General features: G+C 67.9%; 18 protein-coding genes. 10 read left to right on the forward strand and 8 right to left on the reverse strand.

Annotated features, from left to right (window positions below; translation table 11 throughout):
- Positions 1 to 67 precede the first annotated feature (67 nt).
- The 6 genes from ABZ382_RS27165 to ABZ382_RS27190 all read left to right on the forward strand — a co-directional run bounded on the left by ABZ382_RS27165 (position 68) and on the right by ABZ382_RS27190 (position 5,532).
- Positions 68 to 943, forward strand: coding sequence for a DUF5666 domain-containing protein (locus ABZ382_RS27165; protein ID WP_357094311.1), 876 nt, complete (start codon positions 68 to 70; stop codon positions 941 to 943).
- Between the two features lie 59 nt (positions 944 to 1,002).
- A complete protein-coding gene (locus tag ABZ382_RS27170) occupies positions 1,003 to 2,118 on the forward strand; it encodes a hypothetical protein (RefSeq protein ID WP_357094314.1) in 1,116 nt (371 codons plus the stop codon).
- A gap of 146 nt (positions 2,119 to 2,264) precedes the next feature.
- On the forward strand, positions 2,265 to 3,080 hold the full coding sequence (locus ABZ382_RS27175) for an SDR family oxidoreductase (RefSeq protein ID WP_357094317.1): 816 nt from the start codon (positions 2,265 to 2,267) through the stop codon (positions 3,078 to 3,080).
- Positions 3,081 to 3,088: 8 nt separating this feature from the next.
- Positions 3,089 to 3,634 (forward strand): orotate phosphoribosyltransferase, encoded by a 546-nt coding sequence (gene pyrE, locus ABZ382_RS27180; RefSeq protein WP_357094320.1) that lies wholly within the window; start codon positions 3,089 to 3,091, stop codon positions 3,632 to 3,634.
- Between the two features lie 153 nt (positions 3,635 to 3,787).
- Entirely contained in the window at positions 3,788 to 4,846 is a 1,059-nt protein-coding gene (locus ABZ382_RS27185; protein ID WP_357094323.1) for a beta-ketoacyl-ACP synthase 3, read from the forward strand.
- Positions 4,846 to 5,532, forward strand: a complete 687-nt coding sequence (locus tag ABZ382_RS27190; protein ID WP_357094325.1) for a lysoplasmalogenase — start codon at positions 4,846 to 4,848, stop codon at positions 5,530 to 5,532. The genes ABZ382_RS27185 and ABZ382_RS27190 overlap by 1 nt, the downstream gene beginning before the upstream one ends.
- A gap of 123 nt (positions 5,533 to 5,655) precedes the next feature.
- Here the strand turns inward: ABZ382_RS27190 and ABZ382_RS27195 are convergent, their stop codons facing one another.
- From ABZ382_RS27195 to ABZ382_RS27220, 6 genes are all read right to left on the reverse strand, one after another.
- On the reverse strand, positions 5,656 to 6,144 hold the full coding sequence (locus tag ABZ382_RS27195; protein ID WP_357094328.1) for a hypothetical protein: 489 nt from the start codon (positions 6,142 to 6,144) through the stop codon (positions 5,656 to 5,658).
- A 188-nt stretch (positions 6,145 to 6,332) separates the two neighbouring features.
- Positions 6,333 to 7,781 carry a DUF1254 domain-containing protein gene (locus ABZ382_RS27200; protein ID WP_357094330.1) on the reverse strand — a complete coding sequence of 483 codons (1,449 nt, stop codon included), beginning with the start codon at positions 7,779 to 7,781 and terminating at the stop codon, positions 6,333 to 6,335.
- A gap of 172 nt (positions 7,782 to 7,953) precedes the next feature.
- Complete coding sequence (locus ABZ382_RS27205) at positions 7,954 to 9,033, reverse strand: phosphotransferase (RefSeq protein WP_357094333.1); 1,080 nt, start codon at positions 9,031 to 9,033, stop codon at positions 7,954 to 7,956.
- On the reverse strand, positions 9,030 to 10,349 hold the full coding sequence (locus tag ABZ382_RS27210) for a cytosine permease (protein ID WP_357094336.1): 1,320 nt from the start codon (positions 10,347 to 10,349) through the stop codon (positions 9,030 to 9,032). The genes ABZ382_RS27205 and ABZ382_RS27210 overlap by 4 nt, the downstream gene beginning before the upstream one ends.
- Positions 10,350 to 10,399: 50 nt before the next feature.
- A complete protein-coding gene (locus ABZ382_RS27215; RefSeq protein ID WP_357094338.1) occupies positions 10,400 to 10,846 on the reverse strand; it encodes a hypothetical protein in 447 nt (148 codons plus the stop codon).
- Between the two features lie 113 nt (positions 10,847 to 10,959).
- On the reverse strand, positions 10,960 to 11,571 hold the full coding sequence (locus ABZ382_RS27220; protein WP_357094341.1) for a Uma2 family endonuclease: 612 nt from the start codon (positions 11,569 to 11,571) through the stop codon (positions 10,960 to 10,962).
- A gap of 104 nt (positions 11,572 to 11,675) precedes the next feature.
- Between ABZ382_RS27220 and ABZ382_RS27225 the strand changes: the two genes are divergently transcribed.
- From ABZ382_RS27225 to ABZ382_RS27235, 3 genes are all read left to right on the forward strand, one after another.
- Positions 11,676 to 12,089, forward strand: a complete 414-nt coding sequence (locus ABZ382_RS27225; protein WP_357094344.1) for a DUF4190 domain-containing protein — start codon at positions 11,676 to 11,678, stop codon at positions 12,087 to 12,089.
- 28 nt (positions 12,090 to 12,117) lie between these two features.
- Positions 12,118 to 12,801 carry a TrmH family RNA methyltransferase gene (locus tag ABZ382_RS27230; RefSeq protein WP_357094346.1) on the forward strand — a complete coding sequence of 228 codons (684 nt, stop codon included), beginning with the start codon at positions 12,118 to 12,120 and terminating at the stop codon, positions 12,799 to 12,801.
- Between the two features lie 64 nt (positions 12,802 to 12,865).
- Entirely contained in the window at positions 12,866 to 14,008 is a 1,143-nt protein-coding gene (locus ABZ382_RS27235) for a glycoside hydrolase family 76 protein (protein ID WP_357094348.1), read from the forward strand.
- 7 nt (positions 14,009 to 14,015) lie between these two features.
- Here the strand turns inward: ABZ382_RS27235 and ABZ382_RS27240 are convergent, their stop codons facing one another.
- Together ABZ382_RS27240 and ABZ382_RS27245 are read right to left on the reverse strand one after the other, a co-directional pair.
- A complete protein-coding gene (locus tag ABZ382_RS27240; RefSeq protein ID WP_357094351.1) occupies positions 14,016 to 14,729 on the reverse strand; it encodes a DedA family protein in 714 nt (237 codons plus the stop codon).
- 8 nt (positions 14,730 to 14,737) lie between these two features.
- The gene (locus ABZ382_RS27245; protein WP_357094353.1) at positions 14,738 to 15,457 is read right to left on the reverse strand and encodes a VTT domain-containing protein; all 720 of its coding nucleotides are present in this window, start codon (positions 15,455 to 15,457) and stop codon (positions 14,738 to 14,740) included.
- Between ABZ382_RS27245 and fbaA the strand changes: the two genes are divergently transcribed.
- Complete coding sequence (fbaA, locus tag ABZ382_RS27250; protein WP_357094356.1) at positions 15,419 to 16,657, forward strand: class II fructose-bisphosphate aldolase; 1,239 nt, start codon at positions 15,419 to 15,421, stop codon at positions 16,655 to 16,657. The two genes, ABZ382_RS27245 and fbaA, sit on opposite strands and share 39 nt — an antisense overlap.
- Positions 16,658 to 16,675: the final 18 nt, after the last annotated feature.

Raw genomic sequence — 16,675 nt, forward strand, 5'->3', positions numbered from 1 at the left:
GCGGAGGCGAATCAAACACAGCTCGAGTTCGCGGCTGGGTAGCCGTACTCCGCCTACCCTGGAGGCCATGACTGATCCGAGCGATCCGTGGTCGCGGCGGCCGCAACCGGGCCCCGGGGAGGGGCCCGCCGAGCAGGCCGTCCCCGGCGGCCACACCTCGGATAGCGCCGCGGCGTACGGGCCCACCGAGTCCATACCCGCTGGTCCGACCGACTATTTCGGGCAGCAGCCCGGGCCCGAGGCGACCCGGGTGTTCCCGCCCGCCGACGCCGGCTGGGGTGGGTACGACACCGGCGGCGGCTACGAGCCGACGGCTGTCTACCCGGGTCAGCCGGGGTATGCGCCCACGGCGGCCTACGGCGCTCCGGGCTATCCGCCCGCGCCCGGCGCACCCGGCTATCCGGGTGGCGCGGGCATGCCGCCGCCGGGCGGCTATCAGCCCGCGGGTTTCCCGCAGAATCCGGCGCCGCCCCCGCCGCCGCGCAAGACCACCATGTGGATCGCGCTGGGTCTGGCAGCGATCATCGCGGTCGCCATCGTCGGGGTGGTCGTGGGAACGCTGCTGAGCAACAACGACTCCGACAGCGCCTCGGGCCCCAGCACCTCCGGTCTCGGCCTGCCCGCCTTCCCGGGCAACACCTCGTCCTTGCCGCTGCCGAGCGGAGTACCCACCATTCCGGGCCTGGGCGATCTGGACCAGCTCGGCGCGGACATGGGCACCATCGCCTCGAACGACGGCGCGACGCTCACCATCACGGCGCTGTCCGGCAGTACGGTGACGGTGAAGACCGACGACAAGACGCAGGTAATCTCCCTGGGCAGCACCAAAGTCGCGGACCTGCCGGTCGGTGAAGTGGTGATGGTGCAGGGTGACAAGAACTCCGACGGATCCATTCAGGCGAAGTTGATCTTCAGCACGTCCCTGCCGAGCGGGACTCGATGAGCAAGAATGCTGTGGGCGTGCCGGGCATGACGCCCTCACTCTGGATAGGGTAGGCGGCGATGACGGCTATATGGTTCGGGCTGGCGGCGATCGCGCTCGTGGGTGCGATCGTGCTGCTCTATTTCGATCGGCTGCAGCGGCAGCGCACCGGGCATGTGCGACAGGTCTGGGCGAAATCCCAGGGCTACACCTATGTTTCGGTGGAGCCCGCGCTCGCCTCCACCTGGCGGCGCGGCGCGCTCGCCAAGCTGGGTTACCTGTCCGCGGTGGACGTGGTGTCGGGTAACCGCAAGGGCGAGAAGTTCGTGCTCTTCGATCTGGAGGACGCCGCCACCCTGGTCGCGGTGCGCCGTCAGATCGGCTCGGACATCGATATCGACCTGCGGCTGAAGACCGCGGCGCCGCCGAAGGATCACGATCTGGAGCTGCTCGGCGCCATCGGCGACCGGGTGGTCTTCGCGACCAATCCCGATGTCGCGCGGCACGCGGTGGATCAGCGCATGGTGGCGTTCATCGAGTCGCTGCCCGACGAGGTGCAGCAGCTGTGGTCCGAGGGCAACTGGACGCTCGGCATGCTGCCGGTCGGCGCGGTCGCCAAGGACTGGGAGACCGCCATCGACGCGGTGCTGCGGCTGTCCGGCCTGCTGCACGTGCTGCCGCCGGTCATCAATGCCGAACGCGGTCGCGACGAACTGCCCGAACCGGGTCGCTCGCAAGCGGTTCCCGAGGACGACGGCTACGACGGCCATGACGAGTTCGGCGACTACGGCGACCAGGAGCGCGACCCGCGCGCCCAGCGTCCCGCCCGCGACGACCGCCCGCGCGGCGACGCCGATGACTACGACTCCCCGCTGGTCAGCGATATCGCCGGGGGCGGGGAACCGGACGGCGAGCCCGAAAGCTGGCGTCCCGCACTGAAAGTCGTGCCGGATCCGCGCAATCGCCCGCGCCGCAACTGGCCGCCCGCCCCCGAGGGCGAGCAGGACGGCTACGACGCCGACGGCCCCGACCACGAAGACCGTTGGGACGAGCCGGAATCCGGCGACCGGCGCGGCGAATCGGATCCGGACCGCGAGCCCGAGGAGGGCTGGCGCCGGGATCAGGGCCGCAGCGCCCCGCCCGGCGGACCCTTCCATCCGGGCTTCCGCCCCTACCAGGGACCCGCGCCGAGGTGACGCCTCGGCCGTGTCTACGCGCGGCGCGCCGCAGCCACGAGGTGTCTGCGCGAATTCGCCGCGTGTGGGTCGGCCAGGGACCAGAATGAGGGCGCAGTTCAGGTCATCGCCGACCACTCCCCGATCGTGCGAGTGATGGGCCGTCGATGACCGAGAGTTCCCCTGATCAGGTGCGCCTGCCGGGCGCCCGCCGTCCGGTGGCCTTGGTCACCGGGCCGACCTCCGGCATCGGCAAGGCGTACGCCACCAGGCTCGCCGCCCTCGGCTACGACCTGGTGCTGGTGGCGCGGGATGAGGAGCGGCTGGCCGCGCTGGCCCACGACCTGCGGGTGCGGTTCGCCGCGCGCGCCGAGACGCTGCCCGCCGATCTGAGCCGGGCCGCGGATCGCGACCGGGTGGCCGCACGCCTGGCCGAGGGCGTCGAATTCCTGGTCAACAATGCCGGATTCGGCATGTCGGGTGAGTTCTGGACGCAGGACGCCGACGCCCTGCAGCACCAACTCGATGTGAACGTCACCGCTGTCGTGCAGCTCACCCGGGCGGCCCTGCCGCCCATGCTGCACGCGGCCCGTGGCACCGTGGTGAATGTGGCCAGCCTGGCGGGCCTGATCCCCGGACGGGGTTCGACCTATTCGGCCTCCAAGGCCTACGTCGTATCCTTTTCCCAAGGGCTGGCCGGCGGGCTGGCCGGAACCGGAGTCCGGGTGCAGGCCTTGTGCCCGGGATTCGTCCGCACCGAATTCCATGAGCGGGCCGGCATCGAGATGGCCTCGCTACCGCGACCCCTGTGGTTGAGCGTGGACGAGGTGGTGGCCGGTTCGCTGCATGATCTGGACAAAGACCGGGTGATCAGCGTGCCCGGAATGCAGTACAAAGCGATCGTCGCGATCGCCGGGCTCATCCCACGAACCCTGGTGACCCGCCTGAACCGGGGCCTGTTCAACGCACGCGGAAGGACATAGACACAGCAATGCAGGTAACGACGACCGACCGGGACAGACTCGCGGCTCTGGTGCGCGAACTCGCCGTCGTGCACGGGCGGGTGACCCTGTCCTCCGGCAAGGAAGCCGACTACTACGTGGACCTGCGCCGCGCCACCCTGCACCACGAGGCCGCGCCGCTGATCGGCAAGCTGCTGCGCGAGCTCGTGGCGGATTGGGACTTCGACGCGGTGGGCGGGCTCACCATGGGCGCCGACCCGGTGGCGGCCGCGGTCCTGCACGCGGCGGGCCGGCCGATCGACGCCTTCGTGGTGCGCAAGGCCGCCAAGACCCACGGCATGCAGCGCCAGATCGAGGGCCCCGACATCGTGGGCAAGCGGGTGCTGGTGGTCGAGGACACGACCACCACCGGCAACTCCCCGATCACCGCGGTGCGCGCGCTGCGGGAGGCGGGCGCGATCGTGGTCGGCGTGGCCACCGTGGTGGACCGTGAGACCGGCGCGGACGGCATCATCGCCGCCGAGGGTCTGGAATATCGCTCGATTCTGAGCCTCAAGGACCTCGCGTTGGGGTAGGACTTATGTCCCGGGTTCAGCGCGTGTCCTTACCGGACGGTTAACAAGACTTGGCTCTGGGCTGAAACCTTGCTCTGGGTTAGCCTGAGTCCTGGTCTTACGTCCGACAACGGTGTCGACAAATGATTGTGTGAAGGGTCGTGTGAGTCACCTGTGGTGAGCATTGCAATCAACAAGGGTCAGCAGAATATTGCGATGCTCGGCATCGGTGCCTACCGGCCCCAGCGCATCGTCAGCAATGCCGAGGTGTGCGAGGTCCTCGACTCCACCCCCGAGTGGATCTTCGAACGGACCGGCATTCACAACCGGCGCTGGATCTCCGGCGACGAGACGCTGCGCAGCATGGCGGTCGCCGCGGGCGAGCGGGCGCTGAAGAACACCGGCATCGACCGATCCAAGATCGGCGCCCTGATCCTGGCCTCCTCCAGCTGGCTCAAGCTGACCCCGCACGGCGCGCCGACCGTGGCCTCGGACCTGGGCATGAACGGCATCCCCGCCTTCGACCTGGTCTCCGGCTGCGGCGGCTTCGGCTACGGCCTCGGTGTGGCCGCGGACATGATCCGTTCCGGTTCGGCCGAGTACATCCTGCTGATCGGCGCCGAGACGATGACCGTCGGTCTCGACCCGACCGACCGCGGCACCGCCATGATCTTCGGTGACGGCGCGGGCGCGGTCGTAATCGGTCCGAGCGAGGAGAACGGCATCTCCCCGACCGTGTGGGGCTCCGACGGTGAGAACGCCGAGGCCATCGCGCAGGACGTGGACTTCCTGGAGTTCATGAACAAGGCGCAGCGCCTGCAGGGCACCGACCCGTCGGTCGAGGCCGTCGGCCGGATGTCGCTGCACATGGAGGGCCCCAAGGTCTTCCGCTGGGCCGCGGTCACCCTGCCGCGCGCGCTGTCCAGCGCGATCGAGCTGTCGGGTGTGGCCAAGGACGACATCGAGGTGTTCGTCCCGCACCAGGCCAATGCCCGCATCAACGAGCTCATGAAGAAGAACCTCGGGCTCCCCGACGATCTGCCGATGGCCAATGACATCGAGAACACCGGCAACACCTCCGCCGCCTCGATTCCGCTGGCCATCGAGGAGATGCTGGTGACCGGCAAGGCCAAGGGCGGTCAGCTGGCGCTGCTGCTCGGCTTCGGTGCGGGCCTGTCCTACGCCGGTCAGGTCGCGGTGCTGCCGCCCGCCCCGGCCGAACCCAGCTTCTGATGGCCCGCCCGTTCCGTGCCGCCTTCGTCGGCGCGGCCGCGGTCACCGTCTACGGCGCGGTCACCGGCCGCGAGAGATTGCAGTGGGCCGCGAAGCCGTTGCTGATGCCGCTGCTGGCCGCCGACGTGGTCGCCAACGGCACGCGGATGGATCCCGCCGACCGCACCGTGCTGCTCGGCTCGCTGGCCGCGGCCACCGTGGGTGACGTGCTGCTCATCGAACCCGACGACGATCGCCGATTGATCGCGGGCGCTTCGTCGTTCGCGGTCATGCAGACCGGCTACTCGTGGCTGTGGTGGCGGCGTGGGGCCCGGCCCCGGCTCGCCATCGCGGGCCAGCGGCTCGGCGCCTGGCTGGGCGCGGCCACGCTCATGCGGCTCGAGGCCCCGACGGTGGCCCTGCCGCTCACCGTGTACGGCGCGACCCTGGGCACGGCGGCCACCCTGGCCTCGGATCCGGAGCTGGCCCGCGACGCGAAGAACATTGCGGGCGTGAATGTTCCGAACGCGGATCCCCGCAGTCGATTGGGTCTGGGCGCACTGCTGTTCACCGTGTCGGACGGATTGATCGTGCTGCGCCGCATTTTCGCGCGCGGTGAGAAGTCGCGCCGGATCACCGAGGGCGTCATTCTCGGCACTTATGCCGCTGCGCAATATCTGCTCGCTGATCCGCGCGCGCATCGGTAGATATATCGGTCACCGAATAGGTCACTGAATAGGTCACCGGATCCGTCACCCGGAATTCGATACGAAAGAACCCCATCCAGAAATCTCTGGATGGGGGTTCTTTCGTATCTCGTCCCCGAGGGATCAGGGCAGGATCTGCGGAACGGAATTCGGGGCGATCGCGCCGACGAGCAGGCCGACCAGCGCGAGCTGCAGGCCGGGGCCGACGGCGCAGAGCGGGATCAGCGGAATTCCGATAATGGTGACGCCACAGATGACGGCGCCGGTCGCGGCCCCGATAACGAAGCCGAGTGCGGCGGCATTGGCCATCGGGTCGTGATTCTGGGCATTCGGGTCGGTGGCGATGTCCTGCGGCTGCGAGATCTCGGCGGCGGCCGGGGCGACATCCGAGGTCACCGGCTGCGCGGCCTCCGGAGCGATGGGCTGCGAGACCTCGGCCGCGACCGGGACCACCGGGGCAACCGCGGCGACCTGCACGATCTGGGCCGCCTGCGGGGCCTCGACCGGCGCGGTGGCGGAAGCCGTTCCCGCGCTGGCGAAGGTGGCGGCGACCGCCAGCGGCAGTGCCGCGACAACTGCCTTACGACCGAAATTACGAAGGGTGTTACGCATGATTATTCCTATCCTCCCGACCCCCGACGCACGCTGAACTCAGATGGCGTGCAGAACGATTCGCGTCGCGCAATGCAACGGAACAAGTTCTATCGGATGTCAGTCCAGGAATCAAGTTCGAACATTTCGGCAGCGGAATTGAGAATGCGCCTCGAACCTGTTCGGTCCGAGGCGCATTCACGGGTGCGTCAGTTGCTGACGGTGACAGCCGGGGGATTCCAGCTACCGTCGACGACCTTCTGGTCGGGCCAGTAGGTACGGATCATCAGGTTGAAATCGCCGGACTCGGGGGCCGGAAGCCAGTTCGATTCCTTTGCCGCGTCCGGCTTCTCGCGCTGCACGTAGATGTCGACCGAACCGTCGGGGTTCTTCGGCAGCAGTTCACCGCGCACGGCGTACCGGTTGATCGAATTCTCGACGAAGAAGCCCTTGCCGTCGTACATCGTGACCGACCAGAATCCGTGCACCGGCGGAATCTTGTCGGCGGCGAAGTGCAGCACATAGTTGTGCGACGAGTTCAGCTGCTGGTTCTTCTCGTCGACGAAGGTGCCCGGGTACAGGGCGTCCTGAGGCAGATTCGCACCCAGGCCGGCGTAGGAGACGATGGCGCGGGCGCTGTAATCGGTGCCGTAGTCGCCGATGTTCTTGCGGGCGGTCTTCCAGCCGTTGACCGGCGTCGCGCTGATATCGGTCTCGATCTGGCTCAGCGCCTTGGGGAACGCCTCGTTCCATCGGGTGCTGTCGGCGGTCGGAAGCTGCGAGAGGTCCAGCTTCTTGTCCGGGCTCCAGCCGACCTTGGCGAGCTGGTCGAGCAGGGCCTTGTCGTCCGGCCGAGGCTGCGCGTGCGACAGCGACGAGTAGTAGAGGTCCCAGTACTGCTGCGGGCTCAGTTTGTGGATGTACTCGGCGACCGGCTCCTTGGACGGCCAGTCCGGATGGAGGTCGGTGTTCTGCGGCGCGGTGTAGGGCTTGCCGTAGGAACTGAGCGGCACCGCGGTCAGCTGGTTTTGGATGGCGATCACGTTCGGGACGTCCTCGGCGCCGTCGACCTGGATCCGGCCGATCATCCAGCCGGAGTCGGTGGCGATCCGGGCCTCGCGGACGCCCGCGGGCAGTTCGCCCTTCCAGTTCGGGCCGACGATGGCGAATTCGTAGCCCTTCCCGGCGTCCTCGACGGTGCGGGAGCCGACCGAGGCGTCGACATTGGTCCACATGTCGAGAATGGGGAACAGGTGGTAGCGGTTGCCCATCGGGGGCACCTTGATCACCAGCGGTTCGGCGGCCACGTCGTAGAGCAGCGACGTGTAGAGGGTGTCGACGTTGGGGCGGACGACGTTCTTGAAGTTCGCGTCGGGTAGGAAGGCCAGCGGCGCCAACTGGTTCATCGGGGCCACGCCCATGGACGGGTCCGGGGCGGGAACATTCGTCTGTTGCCGCCGCGTCACCTCCACCGACACCAGCGGGTAGGTGTAGACATAGGCGTTCACCATCGCGTCGTCGCTGCTCGCGGCGGTCGTGGTGGTATCGGATGAGGTGGACGAGTTCGACGAGCAGGCCGCGGCGGTGGCGGCTACGGCCATCGTCGCGACCAGTGCCAGCGCGGCGCGGGCGGGGCGAAACCTCGGTGTTCTGGCCAACGCGTTCTCCATCGTTCGGGTGTGCGGTACTCGAAATGACTCAGCCGATTTCTAGCAAATTCTCAGCAAGGCTGGCGAGGATTAAGTGAACCCGATTTTTCTGGACATTGTTAGGCGAATTTCCGGCCCCGATCGGTACCAGCACTCGACGGTGTGCACACTGGAGCGTACGTTAGCAAATTGTTAGCAAGTCGCTGTTGTTGTTCCACCACTCGGTGTGGCCGAGGAAGTAGTCCGTGTACGCGATCTCGGCATTGCCCGTGTTGCCGCCCGGGACGACGGCGAGGAAGTAGTCGATCTCGGAGAGCTCGTATTCGCAGTGCACCAGCGGGAGCAGCGCGGGCAGGGCCCGGCGTTCGGCCCCGGACAGCGTCCGCACGGATTCGTATCCCGTGAGCAGCGCCCGGACCTGATCGGGCCGCGCGTGCGCCGGACCGCCCGACCGGATCGAAATCCAGTCCACCGCACAACGTTCGATGGCGGTGGCCAGATCGTGGACGGCCGTGGTCCGGTCGCACAGGCCGAAATCGATGACCGCCGAGACCGCACCGTCGCGCCAGAGCAGGTTGGTCCCGTGCCAATCATTGTGCGTCCACAGCGGTTCCAGGTCGGCGAGCAGGGGATACAGGCGCTCGTAGGCCGGGAGCTGGACGCGCTCCATATCGCCGCGCCAATCGCGCCGCGTCAGGAACGCCCCCAGCGCGGGTCGCTCGACGGCCCGATGCGCCACGGCCGCAAGGGGATCGGTGGCGGAGAAGACGGTGAACCCGGCCGACAGCGGACGAGGCGGGCGTCGTGGCGCGTCGTATCCCCCGGCGGCCAGATGGAGGCGGGCCAGGGCACGCCCGGCGGCGGCCGCCCCGGTGCGGGAATGATAGGGCGACCAGGAGAACACGCCCGCGTACTCGTCGGCGCCCGCGCCGAGTTCCTGTACCTCGTAGGCGAATTCGCCGAGGTCGATGGTGCGCGACACGGCGGGCACCGGAATCCCGCGCTCGCGCAGGTGATCCATGAACCGGTGTTCCTCGCCGAGCGCCGCGGCGTCCCGCAGCGTGCGGGGCAGACGCTTGACGATGACCTCCCGTGCGTCCGGCAGCCGCACCCGTGCGGTGGCCGACAGCGGTCGCGGACTGCGCCAGACGATGTCGGCGCCCGGGCCGAGGACCGCGTCCACCTCGGCGGAGGTGAGTGCGGGCCAATCGGGTTCGACCAGCGGGTCGAGCCCCATGCCGTAGACCCGGCCGTCGGTCATCCCCGGCGCAGCCGCACCAGGATCGCGGTCGCGGCGGCGGCCGCCAGGAACGAGTACAGCGACGCCGAGGCCCACCAGCCCGGATGCAGACCGAGCGCGTCCTGCGCCTTGGTCCAGCAGTCGCTCCACCAGCTGATCGAACCCGGGTTGAACAGCTGGTAGACGACGAATCCGAACGCCCACGGCAGCAGCATGAGCGGGCGGGTGGGGGCGTGCTCGGTGAGGTCCCAGCCGGTGCGGCCGCGGCCGAAGAAGTAGTCGACGACCAGGACGGCGCACAGCGGCACGAACACCGAGCCGATCAGGAACAGGAAGTTGGCGTAATTGCCGAAGTCGCGCACGGGCAGCGCCAGCAGCGTCACCAGTGCGCCGACCAGGGTCGCCAGCAGCCGCCGATCCACCCGGGGCAGCAGGTTCTGGATGGACATGGCCGTCGAATAGATATTGGCGAAGGACTGATCCGATTCGCGCAGCACCAGCACCGCGAAGAACAGCCACCCCGCGGTGACGCCGAGGAAGGTGTCGAAGATGTGGTCGGCGCTGCCCGCCTGCAGGATCGCGAGGATGCCGAGCAGATAGCACCAGACCTGCGCGACCGAGTAGCCGATCACGGTGGCCCCGGCCGCGGTACGCGCGGACCGCGAGTGCCGGGTGTAGTCGGCGGCCAGCGGCACGAAGGAGATCGACACCGCCAGCGTGCTGTCGACAGCGGGCCAGAATCCGCTCCAGCTGGTATCGGTGGGCATCGGAACCGGTTGGCGCAGGAGCTGAATCGTGAAGTAGACCAGCGCGATACCGACCGCGAGGGAGACGTATCGGCGCAGCGCCCGCACCGCGGACAGCGGCCACACGGCCATCACGGTGGACAGTGCGCCCGCGCCGACGATGACGATCCAGTGCGGCACCCGATCGTGGGTGAGCGCCGAGACGCCGAGCGTGATCACGGTGAGCTCGTACACGCCCCAGCCGATGCACTGCACGATATTGGCGACCGTCGGCACATACGACAGGCGCGTGCCGAACAGTCCGCGCAGCACCGCCATGGCGGGCGCGCCGGTGCGGGCACCGATGGCGGCGGGCCCGGCCACCATGGCCGCGCCGACCACGGTGCCGAGCACGGTGGCCAGCAGCGCTCCGGTCAGCGGCAGGTTCGCGCCGGCGGGGGTGAGCACGACCGCGGCGCCGCTGAACCCGATCAGGCTGACGCCGAGATTCAGCCAGAACGCCGCCTGATCGGTGAAGCCGAGGGTGCGCGGCGGCTCGGTGTCGAGTACCAGCGGCGCTTCCCGGCGGTCCGGTGTGTCGGCGATCGTCATGGTCAGGATGCTACGGCCCGGATCGGGCGAATCGGGCAGGCCGTCCCAGTTCAGAGGCACAGCATGATGCGGTCGCGGTTGCGCGGATCGACGCGGATCGAAATCGTGCCGCCCACAGCGATTCTCGGCTTGACCACGGGTTCGACGTCGAACACGATGCTGCCGTAGTAGGTTTCCGACCCCGGCACCACGAGCTCGAGGTCGAGTTCGGTGAGCTCGGTGCAGTGGTCGGTGCGCTGCAGCGGGTGCACGCCCTCGATGTTCGCCCAGCCTTCGAGCCCGTGCCGCAGCAGTTTCCGGTCCGAGCGGGTGGGGCGCTGGGCGAGCATCATGCCGAGTCCGAGGAAGGTTCCGTACAGACCGACCAGTGTGACGATCTGGACCGGGATGGTTCCGGGCGGGGTGAGCGGGACCAGCCAGCCCAGCCAGAGGCCGAGTGCGACGAGATATGCCGCCGTCACTCCGAGCACGGTTCTGGCTATGCGCGCGTGGTCCATGACACCCTCCAACCACGGCCTCCGGGATTCCAGGATAGTCCCGAATTTTGTCCAGCGTGGACCGATCAGGCGAGGTCAGAGGGTATGCGCGGCAAATCGAGAGCTGTCCGGGATCACACCGAGACGCCAGAGGGGCGTAGCGCGGTGAGCGCGTCCAGGTCCAGGGGCAGGCCGATGTCGTCGAGTTCCAGGGTCACCTGCCCGACATGCTCACCGGTCGGTATGTATCGGCCGTCCCGCAGTCGAAAGGTATACAGCCGCAACGCATCCTCGGTCTCCAGCAGCCAGTAGTGCCCGATTCCGGCCGCCGCGTACTCCGCGAACTTCATCACCCGGTCCACCCGCCGCGACCCCGGCGCCACGATCTCGATGGCCGCCAGCACATCCGGCGGCCGCACCCGGGTGGCGTGCTCGGCCCCGGCCGCCCCGCCGACGATCAGTACGTCCGGCACCCGCACCGTCGGCGGCGTGCCCTCGTCGATCACCAATTCGATGCGCGCCATGGCGGCCATGCGCCGCGGCAGCGCCCGCTCGAGCTGAGCTGCCAAGCGCCACACCGCGAGTTGATGCCGCGGCGGTTGCGGCGCCACCACCAGCACGCCGTCCACCAGTTCCTTGCAGTGCCGATTGTTCTCGGGGAGCAGCGACCACTCCGCGATGGACAACAGGTGATCCGGCCAGTATTCAACCGATTTCAGCAATTCCGCGGAACTCGACCGAGTCATGGTTCCAGTCTTCCACGCCCGGCAACCGCGCAGCGATGTTTCACTCCTCGAACCACGGAAGCGCCCACACCCGTTGCAACGCACCACCACCTAGCATTCAGCACATGACCTACGACGCGCCCCCGCCGGGCTGGGATCCGCAGTCCCAGGGCTACGACAAACAGCAGCCGGGCTATTACCAGCAGCCGGGCTACAACCCTGGCTATCAGCCGCCGGTCCCCGGCTACTACCCGCCGGGCGGCTACTACGGCCAACCCGTCCCGGATCATCCGCAGGCGGTCACCGTCCTGATCCTCGGAGTGATGAGCCTGGTGTTCTGCCAGCTGCTCGGACCGGTGGCCTGGATCATGGGCGGCAAGGCGCGCCGCGAGATCAACGAGTCGAACGGGATGATCGGCGGCAGCGGCATGGTGACGGCCGGCTGGATCTGCGGCATCGTCGGCACCGCGCTGATCGCCCTGACGATCGCGTTCATCGTGCTGATGGTCATCGTGGGCGCGGTCGGGGCGTCCCAGTAGTGATTCGCCCGGCAACTACCATCGCCGGGTGAGTTCCACCCCGATCGCCGACGAATCCGAAGCCCCCGGTCCGACCGAGTGGGGCGAGCATCCGCACGGCGTCGGTCCGTGGCGGGACGAGTTCGGCACCGAGCCGCCCGCCGATCCGCGCCTGGATCCGGAGCTGCTCGCGCACGGCGACCGCCGCAATGTGGTGGACGCGTACCGGTATTGGCGGCGCGAGGCGATCGTCGCCGACATCGACGGCCGGCGGCATCCGCTGCACGTGGCCATCGAGAACTTCGGCCACGACGCCAATATCGGCACCGTGGTGCGCACCGCCAACGCCTTCGCCGCGGCGGCCGTGCACATTGTCGGGCGCAAGCGCTGGAATCGGCGCGGCGCCATGGTCACCGACCGCTACCAGCACATTCGCCATCACCACGACACCGCCGAGCTGTTGGGCTTCGCGGCGGAGGCCGGGCTGAGCGTGGTCGCGGTCGACAATGTGCCCGGCGCGGTGCCGCTGGAAACGGTGCAGCTGCCGCGTGATTGCCTGCTGTTGTTCGGTCAGGAGGGGCCCGGGGTGACCGAGGCCGCGAAAGCGGGCGCGTTGCTGACCGTTTCGATCGCGCAGTTCGGTTCCACCCGCAGCATCAACGCCGGGGTGGCCGCGGGTATCGCCATGCACGCCTGGATCCGGCAGCACGCGGACCTCACTCGGGCGTGGTGAGGCGTACGACTCTCGGTAACAAATAAGCCACGAACACTCTTGTCCGATTGGCATTATTAGTCCCATGACATCGCGGACCGGACGCAATATCGAGCCGACGGCTGCCCTCTGGTCGCAGCGGGCCGATCTCGCCGAATCCGCGATTCTGTCCCGCCACCTGCGCAAACTCTGGGGTTGCCCGGGCACGCAGCTCGGGGTGGTGGGCTGGCCGGCCACCAAACGCGAGCGCACCTTCGCGTTCTGGCACTACTGGTGGCAGGCCCACCTGATCGACTGCGCGGTCGACGCCGCCAATCGCGCGCCGACCCCCGCGCGGCAGCGTCGGCTGTGGTCCATCGCGCACGGCATGCGGCTGCGCAATATCACCGGCTGGACCAACAACTACTACGACGACATGGCCTGGCTGACCATCTCGCTGGAACGGGCCGAGCGCACCCAGGGCGTCGAGGAGGTCCGGGGCGCGCTGCTGATTCTGGAGAAGACGCTGGTCAGCGGGTTCGAGCCGGAGTTCGGCGCGGTGCCGTGGCGGAAAGGCTCGGATTTCTACAACGCCCCCGCCAACGGACCGGTCGGGATTGCCATGGCGCGGCTGGGCCGCTACACCCGCGCCCAGGAACTGGCCGACTTCCTCGACACCAAGCTGCGTGACCAGGAGACCGGTCTGATCTTCGACGGCATCCATCTACCGTCCGGCGAGGTGGAGAAGCCCGTCTACAGCTACTGCCAGGGCGTCGCCCTCGGCCTCGAGACCGAACTCGCCGTGCACACCGGCGAACCCCGGCACGCCGACCGCGCGGTCCGGCTGATCGACGCCATCGACGAGCACCTGACCGAGAACGGCATCGTGGTCGGTGACGGCGGCGGCGACGGCGGCCTGTTCAACGGCATCCTCATCCGCTATCTCGCGCTGGCCGCGCTCATGCTGCCCGGCGACCAACCCGACCGGGTGAACGCCCGCCGCAAGGCCGCCGCCATCGTCCGGGCCTGCGCGACCGCGGCCTGGGAGCACCGTCTCGATGTCGAGGGCGAACCGCTGTTCGGCGCGGACTGGCGGCAACCCGCCCGGCTGCCCGGCATCGCGGGCGCGGGCGTCTTCGAGGGCGGTTCGGTGAGCGCGTCCAGCAGCCCGGAACGCGATCTGTCGGTGCAACTCTCGGGCTGGAAACTGATGGAGGCCGCGCACACGGTGACGGCCGCCGGCCTCTAGCGGCGGATCAGTTGTGCAGCCGGGGGAGCGGCACGGTCGCGGGATCATCCAGATCGACGTCGAAATCCTCGGCGGGTCGCGCCATTTCGGCCCGGTACTGCCGGACGCCGATCACGGTGCCGAGGATCAGCCCCACCACCAGCGTGCCGATCACCGCGGGCATCAGCCAGGAGATGTCCTCGATGAAACTGCCCGCGTAATAGCTGGCCAGCAGGATCACCGGCGCCCAGATCACCGCCCCGATCGACGAGGCGATGGTGTACTTGCGGTGATCCATCCCGGCCGCGCCCGCGACCAGCGGGCACAGCGTGCGCACCCACGGGATCCAGCGGGCCACCAGCACCGCCAGGAATCCGTGCTTGTGCAGCAGTTCCGAGACCCGCGCCAGATTGCGGGTGTTGATGTACTTGCCGTTCTTGCGCGCGACCAGGTGATGCCCGGTGCGCTGCCCGAACACGTACCCGACCTGATTGCCCGCGATGGCAGCGATCATGGTGCCCACCGACAGCGCCCACACGTGGCCCTCGCCATTGACCTGGGAGGCCAGCACCACGCCCGCGGTGATGAGCATGGAGTCACCAGGCAGGAACAGCCCGATGATGAGTGCGCACTCCAGGAACACGAACGTGAGGACGATGGTCCACACGAGCACCGGTCCGGCCGTCTCGAGCGGTCCGAACCCGCCGGAGGCGAGGGTCGTCGTTAGCGGGGTGGTCGGCACCGAATGGCTCAGCGGGTCGACTCGTTCGACGAGGTGGCGAGCTCGGCCTGCTCCGGGTGCTGACCGCGGTGCAGCAGGTTCTTACCGACCGCGATGATGCCCGGGAGAATGGACACGAACACGATCAGCAGGAAGATCGCCTCGACGTTCTTGCGAATGAATTCGACATTGCCCAGGAAGTACCCGAGCACGGTGACGCCGCCGCCCCACAGGATCGCGCCGATGATGTCGACGGTCGCGAACTTGCGGTAGTCCATCTTCGAGACACCGGCCAGCACCGGCATGAAGGTGCGCACGATGGGCACGAAGCGGGCCAGGACGATGGTCTTGGGGCCGTGCTTCTCGAAGAAGGCGTGCGTCTCGGTGATGTAGCGCTGCTTGAAGAAGCGAGAGTCCTCTTTCTTGAACAGCGCCGGGCCGATGCTTCGGCCGATCCAGTAGCCGCTCTGGTCGCCGAGCCAGGCCACGAACGCTGTCGCGGGCACCAGCAACCAGATGTTCATTCCGGCCGGGGGGTTCTCCCAAGCCGCCATCAAACCGCCAGTAAACAGCAGCGAATCACCCGGCAGGATCGGGAAGAGCAGGCCCGTCTCGATGAAGACGATGGCCAGGATCGCCGGGAGCACCGCGTGCGAGAGCCATGTCTGCGTCAGGAGGTGCTCGGGATTCAAGATCGCGGGCAGCGCGGCATGGGTCGTCACGGCATCGGATACGGCCAGCAAGGTCACGGCCACCACAGTACCGGTACCCCGGACATCACACCGAACGTCGAAGCAACCTCACAAACTTGTGGGGTTTCCGATGCCATTGCCCCGGAGAAAAAGGGCTGTCCTATCGTGTCAGCTGACAGAATTCTGTCGTACGCACCACACATACAAACGGAGGTCACTGTGCCCATCGCGACTCCGGAGATCTACGCCGAGATGATTGCTCGGGCCAAGCAGAACTCCTTCGCGTTCCCCGCCATCAACTGCACCTCGTCGGAGACGATCAACGCGGCCATCAAGGGCTTCGCGGACGCGGGCAGTGACGGCATCATCCAGTTCTCCACCGGTGGCGCGGAATTCGGTTCCGGCCTGGGTGTGAAGGACATGGTCACCGGCGCGGTCGCGCTGGCCGAATTCGCGAATGTGGTTGCCGCCAAGTACGACGTCACCATCGCGCTGCACACCGACCACTGCCCGAAGGACAAGCTGGACACCTTCGTGCGCCCGCTGCTGGCCATCTCGGCCGAGCGCGTGAAGAACGGCCTGAACCCGCTGTTCCAGTCGCACATGTGGGACGGTTCCGCGATCCCGATCGACGAGAACCTCGAGATCGCCAAGGAACTGCTGAAGCAGGCGCACGCCGCCAACATCATCCTCGAGGTCGAGATCGGCGTCGTCGGCGGTGAAGAGGACGGTGTCGAGGCCGAGATCAACGAGAAGCTGTACACCTCGTCCGAGGACTTCGAGAAGACCATCGACGCGCTCGGCGCCGGCGAGAACGGCCAGTACCTGCTGGCCGCCACTTTCGGCAACGTGCACGGCGTCTACAAGCCGGGCAACGTGGTGCTCAAGCCCGAGGTGCTGGCCGAGGGCCAGCGCGTGGCCGCCGCCAAGCTGGGTCTGGGCGCGGACGCGCAGCCGTTCGACTTCGTCTTCCACGGCGGTTCGGGCTCGCTGAAGTCGGAGATCGAGGACTCGCTGCGCTTCGGTGTGGTGAAGATGAACGTCGACACCGACACCCAGTACGCCTTCACCCGTCCGGTCGCCGGCCACATGTTCGGCAACTACGACGGCGTCCTGAAGATCGACGGCGAGGTCGGCAACAAGAAGGTCTACGACCCGCGCAGCTACCTCAAGAAGGCCGAGACCTCGATGGCCGCGCGCGTCGTCGAGGCCTGCAACGACCTGAACTCGGCGGGACGCTCGATCAGCGCCAAGTAAGCTCAACGCTCGGGATTC

Source organism: Nocardia sp. NPDC005825 (genome assembly GCF_040630175.1).
In the GTDB taxonomy this organism is placed as follows: domain Bacteria; phylum Actinomycetota; class Actinomycetes; order Mycobacteriales; family Mycobacteriaceae; genus Nocardia.

What these genes read in the sequence shown, in the direction of transcription:
- ABZ382_RS27170 (WP_357094314.1), top strand. Translation starts at nt 1,003, where the DNA reads ATGACGGCTATATGGTTCGGGCTGGCGGCGATCGCGCTCGTGGGTGCG.
- ABZ382_RS27225 (WP_357094344.1), top strand. Translation starts at nt 11,676, where the DNA reads ATGACCTACGACGCGCCCCCGCCGGGCTGGGATCCGCAGTCCCAGGGC.
- ABZ382_RS27190 (WP_357094325.1), top strand. Translation starts at nt 4,846, where the DNA reads ATGGCCCGCCCGTTCCGTGCCGCCTTCGTCGGCGCGGCCGCGGTCACC.
- pyrE (WP_357094320.1), top strand. Translation starts at nt 3,089, where the DNA reads ATGCAGGTAACGACGACCGACCGGGACAGACTCGCGGCTCTGGTGCGC.
- ABZ382_RS27235 (WP_357094348.1), top strand. Translation starts at nt 12,866, where the DNA reads ATGACATCGCGGACCGGACGCAATATCGAGCCGACGGCTGCCCTCTGG.
- ABZ382_RS27205 (WP_357094333.1), bottom strand. Translation starts at nt 9,033, where the DNA reads ATGACCGACGGCCGGGTCTACGGCATGGGGCTCGACCCGCTGGTCGAA.
- ABZ382_RS27175 (WP_357094317.1), top strand. Translation starts at nt 2,265, where the DNA reads ATGACCGAGAGTTCCCCTGATCAGGTGCGCCTGCCGGGCGCCCGCCGT.
- ABZ382_RS27220 (WP_357094341.1), bottom strand. Translation starts at nt 11,571, where the DNA reads ATGACTCGGTCGAGTTCCGCGGAATTGCTGAAATCGGTTGAATACTGG.
- fbaA (WP_357094356.1), top strand. Translation starts at nt 15,419, where the DNA reads ATGGGTCGTCACGGCATCGGATACGGCCAGCAAGGTCACGGCCACCAC.
- ABZ382_RS27210 (WP_357094336.1), bottom strand. Translation starts at nt 10,349, where the DNA reads ATGACGATCGCCGACACACCGGACCGCCGGGAAGCGCCGCTGGTACTC.
- ABZ382_RS27195 (WP_357094328.1), bottom strand. Translation starts at nt 6,144, where the DNA reads ATGCGTAACACCCTTCGTAATTTCGGTCGTAAGGCAGTTGTCGCGGCA.
- ABZ382_RS27165 (WP_357094311.1), top strand. Translation starts at nt 68, where the DNA reads ATGACTGATCCGAGCGATCCGTGGTCGCGGCGGCCGCAACCGGGCCCC.
- ABZ382_RS27215 (WP_357094338.1), bottom strand. Translation starts at nt 10,846, where the DNA reads ATGGACCACGCGCGCATAGCCAGAACCGTGCTCGGAGTGACGGCGGCA.